At 73.0% G+C, this 16,814-nt stretch carries 12 protein-coding genes; 9 read left to right on the top strand and 3 right to left on the bottom strand.

Annotated elements, in window-relative coordinates; genetic code table 11:
• The first annotated feature begins 176 nt into the window (after positions 1–176).
• From ACFCY7_RS09510 to ACFCY7_RS09530, 5 genes are all read left to right on the top strand, one after another.
• Positions 177–2,417, top strand: a complete 2,241-nt coding sequence (locus tag ACFCY7_RS09510) for an MMPL family transporter (protein WP_376482880.1) — start codon at positions 177–179, stop codon at positions 2,415–2,417.
• Positions 2,395–2,961, top strand: a complete 567-nt coding sequence (locus ACFCY7_RS09515; protein WP_376482881.1) for a GNAT family N-acetyltransferase — start codon at positions 2,395–2,397, stop codon at positions 2,959–2,961. Before ACFCY7_RS09510 ends, ACFCY7_RS09515 begins: the two co-directional genes overlap by 23 nt.
• A gap of 35 nt (positions 2,962–2,996) precedes the next feature.
• Entirely contained in the window at positions 2,997–3,617 is a 621-nt protein-coding gene (locus ACFCY7_RS09520; RefSeq protein WP_376482883.1) for a hypothetical protein, read from the top strand.
• 205 nt (positions 3,618–3,822) lie between these two features.
• Positions 3,823–4,011, top strand: a complete 189-nt coding sequence (locus tag ACFCY7_RS09525; protein ID WP_376482885.1) for a hypothetical protein — start codon at positions 3,823–3,825, stop codon at positions 4,009–4,011.
• 7 nt (positions 4,012–4,018) lie between these two features.
• Positions 4,019–7,075: an AAA family ATPase gene (locus ACFCY7_RS09530; RefSeq protein ID WP_376482887.1), complete on the top strand. Its 3,057-nt coding sequence runs from the start codon at positions 4,019–4,021 to the stop codon at positions 7,073–7,075.
• Here ACFCY7_RS09530 and ACFCY7_RS09535 read toward each other — a convergent pair.
• The 3 genes from ACFCY7_RS09535 to ACFCY7_RS09545 all read right to left on the bottom strand — a co-directional run bounded on the left by ACFCY7_RS09535 (position 6,959) and on the right by ACFCY7_RS09545 (position 9,522).
• Positions 6,959–7,264 (bottom strand): DUF6191 domain-containing protein, encoded by a 306-nt coding sequence (locus ACFCY7_RS09535; protein WP_376482889.1) that lies wholly within the window; start codon positions 7,262–7,264, stop codon positions 6,959–6,961. The two genes, ACFCY7_RS09530 and ACFCY7_RS09535, sit on opposite strands and share 117 nt — an antisense overlap.
• A gap of 7 nt (positions 7,265–7,271) precedes the next feature.
• Positions 7,272–8,414 carry a PQQ-dependent sugar dehydrogenase gene (locus ACFCY7_RS09540; protein ID WP_376482891.1) on the bottom strand — a complete coding sequence of 381 codons (1,143 nt, stop codon included), beginning with the start codon at positions 8,412–8,414 and terminating at the stop codon, positions 7,272–7,274.
• Positions 8,415–8,511: 97 nt separating this feature from the next.
• Complete coding sequence (locus ACFCY7_RS09545) at positions 8,512–9,522, bottom strand: aldo/keto reductase (protein ID WP_376482892.1); 1,011 nt, start codon at positions 9,520–9,522, stop codon at positions 8,512–8,514.
• A 75-nt stretch (positions 9,523–9,597) separates the two neighbouring features.
• Between ACFCY7_RS09545 and ACFCY7_RS09550 the strand changes: the two genes are divergently transcribed.
• From ACFCY7_RS09550 to ilvN, 4 genes are all read left to right on the top strand, one after another.
• Entirely contained in the window at positions 9,598–10,563 is a 966-nt protein-coding gene (locus tag ACFCY7_RS09550) for a 2-hydroxyacid dehydrogenase (protein ID WP_376482894.1), read from the top strand.
• A gap of 675 nt (positions 10,564–11,238) precedes the next feature.
• Positions 11,239–14,079, top strand: a complete 2,841-nt coding sequence (locus ACFCY7_RS09555; protein WP_376482896.1) for a putative bifunctional diguanylate cyclase/phosphodiesterase — start codon at positions 11,239–11,241, stop codon at positions 14,077–14,079.
• Positions 14,080–14,308: 229 nt separating this feature from the next.
• Entirely contained in the window at positions 14,309–16,159 is a 1,851-nt protein-coding gene (locus tag ACFCY7_RS09560; RefSeq protein ID WP_376482898.1) for an acetolactate synthase large subunit, read from the top strand.
• 31 nt (positions 16,160–16,190) lie between these two features.
• Positions 16,191–16,718 (top strand): acetolactate synthase small subunit, encoded by a 528-nt coding sequence (gene ilvN, locus ACFCY7_RS09565; RefSeq protein WP_030216183.1) that lies wholly within the window; start codon positions 16,191–16,193, stop codon positions 16,716–16,718.
• Positions 16,719–16,814 lie beyond the last annotated feature (96 nt).

Below are 16,814 nucleotides of genomic sequence, written 5' to 3' on the forward strand. Positions count from 1 at the left end.
GCGGCGGGTGCGGGGGGCCCGGGACCCCGGTCCCTTATCCCCCGCACACGCCTGTGAGCATCGACACGAAAGGGACAAACGATCACGTTTGGCTGTAAGAGTGGGCGCACGTAGGTCATGCGTTCTTCTCGGGCTGTTCCCGTGCAAGATCCACGAACCACCAGGGAGCACGTCCTTTGGCAGCCATCGCTCGATGGTGCATCCGGCACCGTCTCGTCGTCGTCCTCCTGTGGCTCCTCGCGCTCGGCGGGGTCGGCACGGGGGCGGTCATCGCCGGCAGCGCGTACTCCAACGACTACGAGGTCCCCGGCACCGAGTCCGGCCGCGCCACCACCCTCCTCGACCAGGGCTTCCACGGCCTCGGCGGCGACAGCGACACCATCGTCTGGCACACCGACCGCGGCAGCGTCCGCGCCGACGCCGTCGAGCAGCGGATGACCGCGATGCTCGACAAGGCCGCCGCGCTGCCCGGCATCGCCGCCGTCACCTCCCCGTACGGGGCCGCGACGGGCCAGATCAGCGAGGACGGGCGCACCGCCTACGCCACCGTCACCTTCGACGAGCAGGCCGACGACATCCCCGAGGCCCAGGCCCGCGCCCTCGTCGACACCGCGAAGGCCGCCGCGGACGACGGGCTCCAGGTCGAGCTCGGCGGCAGCGCCGTCGCCCTCACCGAGGCGCCCGGCGGACACATCGCCGAGGTCGTCGGCGTCGCCGTCGCGGCCGTCGTCCTCTTCCTCGCCTTCGGCTCCCTCGCCGCCTCCGCGCTCCCCATCGCGACCGCGCTCGTCAGCGTCGGCATCGCGTACTCCGGGATCGTGCTCCTCGGCCATCTGATGACCGTCGCCGACTTCGCCCCCATGCTCGGCATGCTGGTCGGCCTCGGCGTCGGCATCGACTACGCGCTCTTCATCGTGACCCGGCACCGCAAGGGCCTCAAACGCGGGCGCTCGGTCGCCGACGCGGCCGAGACCGCCGTCGCCACCACCGGCCGCGCCGTCGTCTTCGCCGGGGCCACCGTCTGCATCGCGCTGCTCGGCATGCTGATCCTGCGGCTCGGCTTCCTCAACGGCGTCGCCATCGCCGCCTCCCTCACCGTCGTCCTCACGGTCGCCGCCTCCGTCACCCTGCTGCCCGCGCTGCTCTCGTTCATCGGCCCGCGGGCGCTGTCCCGGCGCGAACGGCGGACGCTCGCCGAGCACGGGCCGGCGCCCGAGCTCCCCACCGGCTTCGCGGCCCGCTGGTCCGCCTTCGTCGAGCGCCACCCCAAGCTCCTGGGGGCCGTGGCCGTCGTCGTCATGGGCGTCCTGGCGCTGCCGACCCTCTCGCTCCACCTGGGCACCTCCGACCAGGGCAACAACCCGGCCACCGCGACCACGCGCCAGGCGTACGACCTGCTCGCCGAGGGCTTCGGGCCGGGCGTCAACGGGCCCCTCACCCTCGTCGCGGGGATCGACGGCGCCGACGACCGGGTCGCCCTCGACGCGCTCCCGGCCGCGCTCTCCGCCACCCGCGGGGTCGCCTCCGTCTCCCCGGTCACCTACAACGGCGCCGGCGACACGGCCGTGCTCACCGTCGTCCCCGACTCCTCGCCGCAGTCCAAGGCCACGAGCGAGCTCGTCGACCGGCTCCGCCAGGACGTCCTCCCGGAGGCCGAGGCCGGCACCTCCCTCCAGGTGCACGTCGGCGGCGTCACCGCCTCGTACGACGACTTCGCCGAGATCATCGTCGGCAAGCTCCCGCTCTTCGTCGGCGTGGTCATCGCCCTGGGCTGCCTGCTGCTCCTGCTCGCCTTCCGCTCGATCGGCATTCCGCTCAAGGCCGCCGCCATGAACGTCGCCGCCGTCGCGGCCGCCTTCGGCATCGTCGTGGCGATCTTCCAGTGGGGCTGGGGGAGCGAGCTCCTCGGCCTCGGCAGCGCCGGACCCATCGAGCCCTTCCTTCCCGTGATCATGGTCTCGGTGCTCTTCGGCCTCTCCATGGACTACCAGGTCTTCCTGGTCAGCCGGATGTACGAGGAGTGGCTGGAGACCGGGGACAACCGGCGGGCGGTCCGGGTCGGACTCGCCGAGACCAGCCGGGTGATCAACTCCGCCGCCGTCATCATGATCTCGGTCTTCCTCGCCTTCGTGCTCTCCGGCGACCGGGTCATCGCGATGTTCGGCATCGCGCTCGCGGCGGCCGTCGCCCTCGACGCCTTCGTCCTGCGCACGCTCCTCGTCCCCGCGCTCATGCACCTGCTCGGCGGGGCGAACTGGTGGCTGCCGAAGAGCCTCGACCGCGTCCTGCCCCGGATCAGCATCGAGCCGCCCGAGTGCCGGGTGGCCGCCGACGCCCGTGCGAAGATCCCGGGACAGCGCGTGACGGCTTCGGCCGCGGAGGAGAGGAACGACGATGTTCGCGATATCGCTGGGTGACGACGGCGCCGAGCTGCGGCCGCTCGAGCCCTGGCAGGCGGAGGAGCTCCTGGCTCACATGGACCGGGGCCGGGAGTTCATCGGGCGGCACATCGCCCTCCCCGACTTCGTCGCGGACCTCGACTCCGCCCGCGCCTACCTCACCTCGTACGCCGAGAAGGCCGCGAAGGACACCGGACGCCTCTACGGCATCTGGTCCGGCGGCACCCTCGTCGGCGGCGTCCTCTTCCGGATCTTCGACGCCGACAACGGGACCGCCGAGGCGGGCTGCTGGCTGGAGCCTTCCGCCGCCGGGAAGGGCCTGATCACCCGGGCCTGCAAGGTCATCATCGACTGGGCGATCGAGGAGCGCGGCATCCACCGCGTCGAATGGCTCGCCTCCTCGGAGAACGGGCCGAGCATCGCCGTCGCCCGTCGCCTCGGCATGACCAGGGACGGCGTGCTGCGGGAGAACTACCTCTACCGCGGCACCCGCTCCGACACGGAGGTCTGGGCCGTCCTCGCCCCCGAATGGCGCGCGGCGAAGGCGGCGGCCGCTTCTTAAGGCCGCTCTCATGTGGGCCCCCTAGCGTGCGCCGCATGGACATCAAGACGACCGAGAAGACCGCAGAGAAGACGTCGCCGGCGGAGGCCGAGGAGGCCACCGCCGAAACCCCCGGGGCCGGAGCCGAAGCCGTGGAAACCCCCGCGGCCGACGCCGCCGAGGACGCGCGCGACGCTTCGGACGGCGACCGGAAGACCGCCCCGAGCGGTGACGCGGACGAGGACGGGTTCGACGACGAGCTCGACGACGAGGCCGCCGGGGCGGAACCGGCCGCCGAGGCCGACGGGACCGGCGCCGGCGCCGCCGCGGTCGTCTCCGCCGCCCTCGGCGCCGTCGCCCTCACCGGTACCTGGACCGGCAAGGTCGTCTCCGAGCGCGAGACGCTCATCGGACAGATCACCACCTCCCAGAGCGGCTCGCCGGCCCAGCAGATCTCCGAGATCTACGGCGACGCCTGGCACAGCACCGCACTGGTGAACGGCGTCTTCGCCCTGCTCGCCCTGATCGTCGCCCTCGTCGTGCTCACCCTTCCCCGGCGCACCGGCTGGGTCCGCGCCGTCGCCGTCGCCGGCGCCGTCCTGGGCGGCCTGGGGCTCCTCCTGTCGATCGGCACCTACTTCGACCTGTTCCTGACCCTGCCGACCGCGGGCTCCTGAGGCTGGTCGAGGTGGGGTTCTGAGGCGGTCGGGGTGGGGTTCTGAGGGGGGTCCTGGTTCCGCCTAAGGACCCCCTGGGCCCCGCCTAAGGACCCCCGTACGCCGAACATGCGGCACTCGCCCGATGTGGCCGCACCCCCTGGGAAACGAAAGTAGAGGCATCGCAAGGAGCGATACCGAAACAGAGAAGACCAGGGAGCACCCCATGTTCGAGTACGAACTCCAGCGCATGAACCACGCCGAGCTCATCCGCCAGGCCGCCGCCGAGCGCCTGTCGCACGAGGCCGCCGGCGCCACCCGGGGCCTGCGCCTCTTCGGCCGCCGGCACGGCAACCACGGCACGGAGGGGCAGGTGGACGGCGGCGAACGCGGCCGCTTCGTCCGGGCCGCGTGACCCCCGTATGAGCGACAACACGGATGGTTGTGCGATGCTCGGCGCCGTGGAGACCAGGTCAGTCAGCCCCGTCTTCGTCGGCCGGGCCGGCGAACTCACCGCCCTCACCGAGGCGCTCTCCCGCGCGACCGCGGGAGAGCCGCAGGCCCTGCTCATCGGCGGCGAGGCGGGCGTCGGAAAGACCCGGCTCATCGAGGAGTTCCTCGACACGGCCTCCGACCGGGGCGCCGTCGTCGCCGTCGGCGGCTGCGTCGAACTCGGCGCCGACGGACTGCCCTTCGCGCCCTTCGCCACCGCCCTGCGCTCGCTCCGCCGCAAGCTTCCCGACGAACTGGACGCCGCCGCCGACGGCCACCAGGGCGAACTCGCCCGCCTGCTGCCCGAACTGGGCGACCCCGGCAGCCACGAGCCCTCCGACGAGGACTCCACCGCCCGCCTCTTCGAACTCACCGTACGGCTCCTGGAACGGCTCGCCGCCGACCGTACGATCGTGCTCGTCCTGGAAGACCTGCACTGGGCCGACACCTCCACCCGGCACCTGTTCACGTACCTCCTGCGCACCCTCCGCCGCGGCCGGATCGTGGTCGTCGCCAGCTACCGCGCCGACGACATCCACCGCCGCCACCCGCTGCGCCCCCTCCTCGCCGAACTCGACCGGCTCCGCACCATCCGCCGCATCGAACTCGCCCGCTTCACCCGCACCGAGGTGCACCGCCAGCTCACCGGCATCCTCGCCGCCGAACCCGACCCCGGCCTCGTCGAAGAGGTCTTCGAACGCTCCGACGGCAACGCCTTCTTCGTCGAGGAGCTCGTCGTCTCCCACGAGAACGGCTGCGCCGTCGGCCAGCTCAGCGACTCCCTGCGCGACCTCCTGCTGGTCCGGGTCGAGACGCTCCCCGAAGACGCCCAGCGGGTCGCCAGGATCGTCGCCGAAGGCGGCTCCACCGTCGAGTACGGCCTGCTCGCCGCCGTCGCCCGGCTCACCGAGGACGAACTCATCGAGGCGCTGCGGGCCTGCGTCGGCGCCAACATCCTGCTCGCCGTCCCCGACGGCGACGGCTACCGCTTCCGCCACTCCCTGGTCCGCGAGGCCGTCAGCGACGACCTGCTCCCCGGCGAACGCTCCCGCATCAACCGGCACTACGCCGAGGTCCTGGAAGCCGGCCCCGGGCTCGTCCGCCCCCACGAGCGCACCACCCGGCTCGCCACGTACTGGTACCACGCGCACGTCCCGGAGAAGGCACTCCCCGCCGTCCTCCGGGCCTCCGTCGAGACCCGCAAGCGCCACGCCTACGCCGAGCAGCTCAGCCTCCTCGAACGGGCCATGGAACTCTGGGACAAGGTCCCCGCCGACACGCGCGACTCGCTGCGCCCCATCGACTACGCCGACGCCTACCCCGCCTGCGGCTGCGACCCCGAGACCACCTCGCTGCGCTACCTCGACCTGCTCGCCGAGGCCGCCGTCGCCGCCCGGCTCAGCGGAGAGCGGGAGCGGGCCGCGAAGATCTGCCGGACGGCGCTCCGGATCCTCGACGGCGACGAGAACGACCCGCTGCGCGCCGCCTGGTTCTGGACGGAGATGGCCCGGCTCCAGTCCAACCTCGGCCGGGGCGACGGCTGGCCGGAGATCGCCCGCGCCCAGGAACTCGTCAAGGGCCTGCCGCCGTCCGCCGTCCACGCCACCGTCCTGGTCGGCGCGGCCGGCTGGGGCATGCTCCGCAACCCCGGCCCCGACGCCCTCGCCGCCGCCGAACGCGCCGTCGAGTACGCGCGTTTCGTCAAGGCCGAGGCGATCGAGCTGAACGCCCGGATCACCCTCGGCACCATCATGGTGTCGGCCGGCGACACCGAGGGCGGACTCGCCGCGATGGGCGAGGCGCTCGAACGGACCATCGCCCTCGGCCAGTTCCACGAGGCCGCCCGCGCCCATGTGAACCTCTCCTCCTCCATGGAGTCCCTCGGCCGCTCCCGCGAGGCCGTGGAGACGGCCACCACCGGCATCGAACTGGCCCGCTCCCGCGGCCTCGTCGACAGCGCGGGCTGGATCCGCGCCAACCTCGCCGAATCGCTCCTCTCGCTCGGCGAGTGGGACCGCAGCAAGGAGGAGGCCGGGGTACTGCTCCGCTCCGCGGCCGGCAGCACCAAGCCGGGCGGCACGGCCCTGCTCCAGCTCGCCCACCTCGCCACCTTCCGCGGCGAGCCGGCCAGGGCCGCCGAGTACCTCGCCGAGGCACGCACGCGCTACGGCGCCCGCGACCCCATCCCGCAGTACACCCTGCCCATGGCGCAGGCCGAGATCGCCGCAGCCGCCGCGGAGGGGCGCCTCGCGGACGTACGGGACCAACTCGCTGCCACCGCCGCGACCGGGTTCCCGCCCGGCACCCACCGCTACGGCTGGCCGCTCCTCCTCACCGCCGTCACCGCCGAGGCGGACAGCCGCGGACTGCCCGCCGCCGACGAGGGCCGCGCCGATGCCCTGGCCCTCGTCCGCCGCTGCGTCCGCGCCCTCGCCACCCCCGCACCGATCTGGCAGGCCTACTCCCTGCAGGTGTCCGAGGAGCTCGCCCGCGCCGAGAACCGCGAGACCGCCGCCCGCTGGGCCGAGGTCGTCGCCGCCTACGAGCCGCTCGAACGCCCGCACGAGCTGGCCCGCGCCCGCCACCGCCTCGCCGACGCCCTGCTCGTCGAGGGCGGCCACCGCGAGGAGGCCGCGGCCCTGCTCCGCGAGGCCCACGCCACCGCCGTCCGCCTCGGCGCCCGCCCGCTCCGCGAGGACACGGAACTCCTCGCCGCCCGCGCCCGCCTCTCCCTCACCCCCGAGAAGCCGGCCCCGGCCCCGGCGGAGCCCGGCGACGACAGCTTCGGCCTGACGCCCCGGGAGCAGGACGTCCTGCGGCTGGTCGCGGCCGGCCGCACCAACCGCCAGATAGCCGAGGAGCTGTTCATCTCACCGAAGACGGCCAGCGTCCACGTCTCCAACATCCTCGCCAAGCTCGGCGTCGCCGGCCGCGGCGAGGCCGCCGCCCTCGCCCACCGCCTCCACCTCCTCGACGCGCCCCTCTGACCCCGGGCGGGGAGCCGGAACCGCGCCGGGGACCCGTATCGTCACGCGGCCCGAGGTCAGGTCTATCGGGCCGCGCGCCGGGTCGGCGTCCCCCGGGTCCTCCCGGGTCAGGGCCTCCCTGCGGCGCTCCTCCTCGATGTGCCTGCGCGCGGGCGCGAAGAACTCGTCCAGTCCACCGAACACGGTCACCGCCTCCTCACCTCACCTCCAGCCGGAGGATCCTGTCGTCCCCGGGCTCGGGCGTGCCCCGGGTGTCGGTCTCGCTCGTCACCAGCCAGAGCCGGTCGCCGCCCGCCGCCACCACGGTGCGCAGACGCCCGTACTCACCCGACAGGAACGCCTCCGGGTCCCCCGAACGTTCCGCTCCGGAGAGCGGCACGCGCCACAGTCGCTCGCCCCTGAGCGCGGCCATCCAGATCGCGCCCCGCGCGTACGCGATCCCGCTGGGGGAGGCCTCCGAGGTCGGCCACTGCGCCACCGGGTCCACGAACCCCGCCCGCCCGGCCCGCCCCTCGGCCTCCGGCCAGCCGTAGTTCCGCCCGGGCTCGATCAGGTTCAGCTCGTCCCAGGTGTTCTGCCCGAACTCGGCCGCCCAGAGCCGTCCCTCCGCGTCCCAGGCGATCCCCTGCACATTGCGGTGGCCGTACGAGTAGACCACCGACCCGGGGAAGGGATTGCCCGGCGCCGGTCTGCCCTCCGGGGTCATGCGCAGGATCTTCCCGCCCAGCGAGGAGCGGTCCTGGGCGAGCCCCGTCCGGCCCGTCTCGCCCGTCCCCGCGTACAGCATGCCGTCCGGTCCGAACGCGATCCGCCCGCCGTTGTGCACGAACCCCTTAGGGATGCCGGTCAGCACCGGCTGCGGCGCCCCGAGCCCGTCGCCGGCCCCGCCGCCGTACCGCATGCGCACGATGCGGTTGTCCGAGGCGGCCGTCAGGTACGCGTACACCCAGCCGTCCCGGACCGCGAGGCCGAGGAGCCCGCCCTCCCCGCCCGGCACGACCCCCGGCACCTCGCCGAGCACGGTCTTCGCGCCGGTCCGCCCGTCCACCCGGGTGATCGTCCGCTCGTCCCGCGAGGACACCAGCAGGTCCCCGCCCGGCAGCTCGGCGAGCCCCCAGGGCGACTTGAGCCCGTCGGTGAGGGTGCCCGCCACCGACACCCGCCCGCCGGCGGGCGCGGCCCCCGACCCCGAGGGCGAGACGGGCGGGGAGGCCGGTGCCGAGGCGGACGTCGGCGGAGCCGCACCGGGCCGCTCCTCCGTACCTCCCGAGGAGCAGCCGGCCACGAGGACCAGCACGGCGGCGCCCCACAGGGCCTTCACAACAGCAGGACGGCTCATGGTCCGGTCCCCTTCGACGAGTCGAGCGGCATCCCTTCACTCTTGATACACCGCTCGACCCGATCGGGTTCCCGGTCCCCGCCGCGCACCGCCCGGTTCAGTCCCAGGAGCCCCGCGGGGCCGGAAGCGCGGCGATCTCCGCCAGGTCCTCCGCCGTCAGCCGCAGCCCGGCCGCCCGCGCGTTCTCCACCACCCACCGCTCCCGCTTCGCCCCCGGCACCGGCACGACGTGCGCGCCGCGGCCGAGCACCCACGCCAGCGCCACCTGCGCCGGGGTGACGTCCGCCCCGTGCCGCGCGGCCACCCGCCGCAGCCCCGCCACCAGCGGCTGGTTCGCGGCCATCATCTCCGCCGTGAAGCGGGGGTGCCGGGCGCGCGGATCGTCCGGCTCGAAGCCGCCGCCGGGGGTGAGGGTCCCGGTCAGGAACCCGTTCCCCAGGGGCATCGCCGCCAGGAAGCCGACACCCCGCGCATCGCACCACGGCAGCAGGCGCGCCAGCGCCTCCGGCGACCACACCGACAGCTCGGCCTCCACCGCCGCCACCGGGAAGACCTGCTGGATCCGCTCCAGTTGGCGGATCGTTCCCTCGAACCGGTCGCGGACCGCGCGGCCCGCGCCGCGGCGGGCCGACCGGGCGTCGACCGCGCACAGCCCGAGCGCCCGCACCTTGCCCGCCGACACCAGCTCGGCCATGGCGCCCCAGGTCTCCTCGACCGGCACCTCGGGGTCGGCGCGGTGCAGCTGGTAGAGGTCGATCACATCGGTCTGGAGCCGCCGCAGCGAGGCGTCGCAGGCCCGACGCACGTACCCCGGCCTGCCGTTGGCGACGACGTGCCCGTCGCCGACGAGCAGTCCGCACTTCGTCGAGACGAAGGCCTCCGCCCGCCGCTCCTTCAACACCCGCCCCAACATGAGCTCGTTGGTGAACGGTCCGTACATGTCGGCGGTGTCGAGCAGGGTCACCCCGGAGTCAAGTGCCGCGTGCACGGCCCGTGATGAGAGGTCCCCCCGCTGCTGCGAACGGCTGTAGGCCCAGCTCATCGGCATGCACCCCAGGCCGATCGCACCCACGTCGAGCGCCGTCGCCCCGATAGTCCTGCGCTCCACCTGCCGGTACCCCTCCCTGTGCCGTCCCCCAAAGTAACCAATGGCGCGCGGGATTCTTCGCATAGCCTCCCGGTCATGAGATTCGAAGACACGGCCGCCGACGTGTGGCTTCCGGTTCCGGCGGAAGAGATCGAGGGACTCCCCGCTCCCGGCGCGGCGGGCCTGAACTACCGCTTCTGGGACGGCGGGCTCGAGTTCCCCGCCGATCCGGCGCGCTGCGCCTTCTACGTGGTGCCGTACATGAAGGGGCAGGAGATCGCGGTCCGGCCGCTGGCCGCGATGACCTCGCTCCGGGCCGTGCAGACCCTGTCCGCGGGCATCGACCACGTCACGCCCGGCATCGGCCTGCTGCCGCCGGGCGTCGCCCTGTGCAACGCGAAGGGCGTCCACGAGGCCAGCACGGCCGAGCTCACGCTCGCGCTGATCCTGGCCTCGCTGCGCGGCATCCCCGGGTTCGTGCGCGGCCAGGACGCCGAGGAGTGGCGGGCGGGCTTCTACCCCGCCCTCGCCGACAAGTCCGTCCTGATCGTGGGGTACGGGTCGATCGGCGCCGCCATCGAGGACCGGCTCGCACCCTTCGAGTGCGCGCGGGTGGCGCGCGTCGCACGCTCCGCGCGCACCACGGAGCGTGGCCCGGTCCAGGCGCTCACCGAGCTCCCCGCGCTCCTTCCGGAGGCGGACGTGGTCGTCCTCTCCACGCCCCTCACCCCCGCCACCAGGCACCTCGCCGACGCCGGCTTCCTGGCGCGCATGAAGGACGGCGCGCTCCTGGTGAACGTCGCCCGCGGACCGGTCGTCGACACGGCGGCGCTGCTCAAGGAGGTCGAGAGCGGCAGGATCACGGCGGCACTGGATGTCACCGACCCGGAACCGCTGCCGGCCGGGCACCCGTTGTGGCACGCTCCCGGTGTCCTGATCAGCCCCCACGTGGGAGGTTCGACCTCGGCCTTCATGCCGCGCGCGAAGCGGCTGATCGCCGGACAGCTGCGGCGCTTCGCGGCCGGTGAGGAGCTGGTCAACGTCCTGCTCACCACCGGCTGAGCGGTGGCGTCCCGCCCCGGCCCCCAGGGGGCCGGACGGGTGAAGCGCGCCCCCGACACGCGCCGCGCGCAAGCCTCCTGATCGTCACTGAGAGTACTGCGACCCTGTCCCTGAGTGACGGTCCTGGTGTATCGTCCCGATGCGGGGGACTGCGTCGATTACGGGCTGACGCTGGGGAGCGAAGTGACGGGTCATCAGATTCCGAGGGGGGCAGCGGGTGAAGCACGGCCGAAAGACCGACGATCCGACGCGGCGACGCCGCCGTCGGCAAGCCTTCCACGCCTCGCCGCCGGCCTCGCACGATCGGTACCGGACCAGGCCGCGCAACACCGCGAGCCCCGCACCGCCGGACCGTCCGACATCGGACCGCGCGCGTCCGGCACCGGACCACGCGCGCCCGAAACCGGAGCGCACGGGTCCGACAGGAGAACGCACGGGGCCGACTCCGGGACACGCGCGTCCGGCACCGGATCGCACGGATCCGACACCGCGCCGCACGCGTCCGGCGCCGGACCGGGCGCGGGAGCCGGGCGGAGTGGCGGTGAGAGTCATGCCGCCGCGCTCCCGGACGCGGGCCCCGGCGACTGCCACGGGCACGCGCCCGGGGGTTCCGGCGAGCCGTCCGCGCGCCCGCACGAACCGGTCGGGTGCGGTGGCGCGGCGCCGGAGGGCCCGGTGAGCGCGCCCGGGGCGGTCATCACGCGCCGCCCCGTCGGCGGCGGTGGCGGCGGCCCCGGGCATCCGGACCCCGGGCGGCCCGGCGTCGGCGCGATCCTCGCCCAGATCGCCCTGGGGCTGATCTGCGCGGGCTACACGACCGGAGCCTCGCTCGGCTGGGGCTCCCCGCGGCTCGCGCTCTTCATGGGCGACTTCGGGCTCAGCGCCGCCGCGCTCACCGCGGCGGTCTCCTGCTTCCTCTACGGCCGCGTCCACCGCGGCAGCGCCCGCCCCGCCTGGCTGCTCTTCGCCTTCTCCTCGTTCATGGCCGCCTCGGGCAACGCGGTCTGGGGCTGGTACGAGGTGGTGCTCCGCGCAGAGGTGCCGGACTCCTCCGTCGCCGACCTCTTCTTCCTGCTCTTCGCACCGCCCGCCATCGTCGGCCTCCTCGTCCTCGCCAAGAAGCCCGTCACCCGGGCCGGCTGGGTCTGCCTGGGGCTCGACGCCTGGCTCATCGGGGGCTCGCTGCTCACGCTGTCCTGGAGCCTGGCCCTCGCCCGTACGGCCCACTTCGAGGGCGAGTCCGTCGCCCAGGCCGCGCTGTCGCTCGCGTACCCGCTGCTCGACATCGTGCTCGTCAGCATGGTCCTGGTCCTGCACTTCCGGCGCTCGCAGGCGAACCGGTCGGCGACCAACACCGCCATCGCCGCGCTCGCCCTGACCGTGCTGTGCGACGCCCTGTTCACCTCGCCGCTGCTCCGCGAGAACTACGCCTCGGGCCAGCTGCTCGACGCCGGCTGGTTCGCCGGCTCCCTGCTCCTCGCCTACGCGCCCTGGGGGGTGCGCCGGCCGCCGGACACCGCGGTCGCCGCCCGCGGTCCGCTGCTCCACAGCCGCCCGGTCGCCGGGTCGCTCGCCGCCCTCACCCCGTACCTCGCCGCCGCGGTCTGCACCCTCGGCATCCTGTACAACGTCGTCGAGGGGCGCAGGGTCGACCGGGTCGTCGTCCTCACCGGCTGCACGGTGGTGCTCGCCCTCGTCGTGCGGCAGGGCATCATGCTCCTCGACAACATCGCCCTCACCCACGAACTGGCCCAGAAGGAGAACCACTTCAGGTCACTCGTGCAGGGGTCGAGCGACGTCATCATGATCGCCGCGCCGACCGGGGTGCTGCGCTACGTGAGCCCGGCCGCGACCGGGGTCTACGGGCGCGAGGCCGAGGAGCTGATCGGCTCCGAGCTGGCCTCCCTCATCCACCCCGAGGACCTCGGCGCCGTCGTCCACGAGGTCCGGCGCTTCCTCGCCGTCTCGCCCGCCGAGGAGCCCACCACCCGGATCGAGTGCCGCTTCCGCTCCGGCCGCGGCGACTGGCTCAACGTGGAGTCGACGGTCAACCGGCACCAGGGCGGCCTGATCTTCAACAGCCGGGACGTGACCGAACGCGTACGCCTCCAGGCCCAGTTGCAGCACAACGCCGAGCACGACCCGCTCACCGACCTGCCCAACCGGGCCCTGTTCACCCGGCGCGTCCGGCAGGCGCTCAGCGGCCGCCGCTCCTCGGACCCCGGCACCGCCGTGCTCTTCATCGACCTCGACGGCTTCAAGGCGGTGAACGACCGGCTCGGCCACCAGGCCGGCGACGACCTCCTCGTCCAGGCCGCCCGTCGCCTCCACGACTCCGTACGGGCCGGGGACACCGCCGCCCGGCTCGGCGGCGACGAGTTCGCCGCCCTCATCCTCGGCGACGGCGGACGCGAGCAGGCGGCCCGCGAGAACCAGGTCCAGGAGATCGCCGACCGCCTGCGGCTCACGCTCTCCCAGCCGTACCGCGTCGACGGCGGCAACGAGGTGCGGGTCGCCGCCTCCATCGGCGTCGCCTTCGCCGAGCCCGGCATCGAGGCCGGCAACCTGCTGCGCAACGCCGACCTCGCCATGTACCGGGCCAAGGCCGCCGGCAAGGACCGCGTCGAGCTCTACAAGCCGCAGATGCAGGCCGAGGTGGTGCGCCGCACGGAGCTGGCCGCCCGGCTGCGCACCGCACTCGACGACGGCGAGTTCGCCCTGCTCCACCAGCCGGTCGTCGACCTCTCCACCGGCCGGATCACCGCCGTGAGCGCCCAGGCGCGCTGGCGGTCCACCCAGGGCATCCTCTTCACCCCCGCGGAGTACCTCCGGGTCACGGACGACGGCGAGCGCACCGCCGAGCTCGGCCGCTGGCTCCTCGAAGAGGCCGTGGAGCAGGCCGCCGAGCGGGCGGGAATAGGCCACCGCACCCCGGTCGCCATCCGCCTGTCCGCCCGCCGCCTCCTGGACCGCTCGCTGCCGACGGGCTCGATCGAGTCCCTGCTCACCCGGCACGGGCTGCCGTCCGGCTCGCTGGTCATCGAACTGGCCGACAGCGACGCCAGGACCTCGCTCGACGAACTCGAACAGCGGCTCGTCACCCTGCGCCGCCTCGGGGTGCGGATCGCGCTCGACGGATTCGGCAGCGGACATATGGCGATCAACGCCCTGCGGAGGCTTCCGGTCGACATACTGAAGCTGGACCGGGGCCTCGTCGAGGGTGTGGTCGAGTCGGCCCGGCTCCGCAAGATCACGCGTGGTGTGCTGCGGATCGCCGGCGAGCTCGGCATGCAGACCGTCGCCGACGGGGTCGACGTGCCGGAGCAGGTCATCGCCCTGCGGGCGATGGGGTGCGGTCATGCCCAGGGCATGGCCTTCTCGGGCCCGCTCGACGAGTACCGGCTGCGCAGGGCGCTGGTCCGGGACGAGTACCCGCTGCCCGGCGGGGTGCCCGTTCCGGCCGGAAGCCGTCGCCCGATCCGCTCAAATACTGAGACGCCCGTCCCACCCACTTGACAGTGGTGAGGGCCGAGAGGGAGGGTCAGTGCCATGCGCACCCGAATTCTCGTACTTGGAAAGCGCGTCGGCTGAAGCAGGGCCATCGACAGGCCCGGCTTAGAACGCACCCGACGCGCTCCCCTCGCTTGCCTCACGGCACGAGGGGTTTTTTGTTGCATCGACCCATTCCTAAGTCGTTGCAAACCCCCGCAAAACACCTCGCAAAAACCCTCTGCTTCGAGAAGAGATGCTGATGACCGACCAGGCCACCGGGCACCATCCGCAGCCGCGGCCGCGTGGCGGCGCGCAGTCCGCCACCGCCGTCGAGCACGTCACGGGTGCGCAGTCCCTCATCCGTTCTCTCGAGGAAGTGGGCGCCGACACCGTCTTCGGCATCCCGGGCGGCGCGATCCTCCCGGCCTACGACCCGATGATGGACTCGCAGCGAGTGCGCCACATCCTGGTCCGGCACGAGCAGGGCGCGGGCCACGCGGCCACCGGCTACGCCCAGGCGACCGGCAAGGTCGGCGTCTGCATGGCGACCTCGGGTCCCGGCGCGACGAACCTGGTCACCCCGATCGCCGACGCGCACATGGACTCGGTCCCGCTCGTCGCGATCACCGGCCAGGTCGCCTCGAAGGCGATCGGCACGGACGCCTTCCAGGAGGCGGACATCTGCGGCATCACGATGCCGATCACCAAGCACAACTTCCTGGTCACCAAGGCCGAGGACATCCCGCGGACGATCGCCGAGGCCTTCCACATCGCCGCCACCGGCCGCCCGGGCCCGGTCCTGGTCGACATCGCCAAGGACGCGCTCCAGGCGAAGACCACCTTCAGCTGGCCGCCGCAGACCGACCTGCCCGGCTACCGCCCGGTGACCAAGCCGCACGCCAAGCAGATCCGCGAGGCCGCCAAGCTGATCTCCGCCGCCAAGCGGCCCGTCCTGTACGTCGGCGGCGGCGTCATCAAGGCCGGCGCCACCGCCGAGCTGAAGATCCTCGCCGAGCTCACCGGCGCCCCGGTCACCACCACCCTGATGGCCCTCGGCGCCTTCCCCGACAGCCACCCGCTGCACGTGGGCATGCCGGGCATGCACGGTGCGGTCACCGCCGTCACCGCGCTGCAGAAGGCCGACCTGATCGTCGCCCTCGGCGCCCGCTTCGACGACCGCGTCACCGGCAAGCTCGACAGCTTCGCCCCGTACGCCAAGATCGTCCACGCGGACATCGACCCGGCCGAGATCGGCAAGAACCGCGCCGCCGACGTCCCGATCGTCGGTGACGCCCGCGAGGTCATCGCCGACCTGGTCCAGGCCGTCCAGGCCGAGCACAGCGAGGGCAACAAGGGCGACTACACCGCCTGGTGGAGCGACCTGAGCCGCTGGCGCGAGACCTACCCGCTCGGCTACGACCTGCCGGAGGACGGCAGCCTCTCGCCGCAGCAGGTCATCCAGCGCATCGGCCAGCTCGCCCCCGAGGGCACGATCTTCGCCGCGGGCGTCGGCCAGCACCAGATGTGGGCCGCCCACTTCATCGACTACGAGAAGCCGGCCACCTGGCTGAACTCCGGCGGCGCCGGGACGATGGGGTACGCGGTCCCCGCCGCGATGGGCGCCAAGGCCGGCATGCCGGACCGCACGGTCTGGGCCGTCGACGGCGACGGCTGCTTCCAGATGACCAATCAGGAGCTCACCACCTGCGCCCTGAACAACATCCCGATCAAGGTCGCCATCATCAACAACGGCGCCCTCGGGATGGTCCGCCAGTGGCAGACCCTGTTCTACAACCAGCGCTACTCCAACACGGTCCTGCACTCCGGCCCGGACGACGTCCAGGCGAACAAGGGCACCCGCGTCCCCGACTTCGTCAAGCTCTCCGAGGCCATGGGCTGTGTCGCCCTGCGCTGCGAGGACCCGGCCGACCTGGACAAGGTCATCGCCGAGGCCAATGCCATCAACGACCGCCCGGTCGTGATCGACTTCATCGTCCACGAGGACGCCCAGGTCTGGCCGATGGTCGCCGCCGGCACCTCGAACGACGAGGTCATGGCCGCGCGGGGCGTCCGCCCCGACTTCGGCGACGGCGAAGACGACTGAGCGAGCAGAGCGAAAAGGAAGAGACCCAGACATGTCCACCAAGCACACGCTCTCCGTTCTCGTCGAGAACACGCCCGGCATCCTCGCCCGGATCGCCGCGCTGTTCTCCCGCCGCGGCTTCAACATCGACTCCCTCGCCGTCGGCATCACCGAGCACCCCGACATCTCCCGCATCACCATCGTGGTCAATGTCGAGGACCTGCCCCTGGAGCAGGTGACCAAGCAGCTCAACAAGCTGGTCAACGTCCTGAAGATCGTCGAACTCGAGCCCAGCGCTGCGATCCAGCGCGAGCTCGTCCTGGTGAAGGTCCGCGCCGACAACGAGACCCGCTCCCAGATCGTCGAGATCGTGCAGCTGTTCCGCGCCAAGACCGTGGACGTCTCGCCCGAGGCGGTCACCATCGAGGCCACCGGTTCGAGTGACAAGCTCGACGCCATGCTCAAGATGCTGGAGCAGTTCGGCGTCAAGGAGCTCGTGCAGTCGGGCACGATCGCCATAGGGCGTGGTTCCCGGTCCATCACGGACCGGTCCCTGCGGGCCCTCGACCGCAGCGCCTGAGAGTCATCGGAGGCCGACCGCCGGTCCACTCGGCGGTCCGACTGACGAGACCCGAAAACCTTCCTCCCGCTCCCCGCCGTACGGTGGGACGCAACA

Origin of the sequence: Streptomyces sp. NPDC056361, from assembly GCF_042262805.1 — a bacterium.
GTDB lineage: Bacteria > Actinomycetota > Actinomycetes > Streptomycetales > Streptomycetaceae > Streptomyces.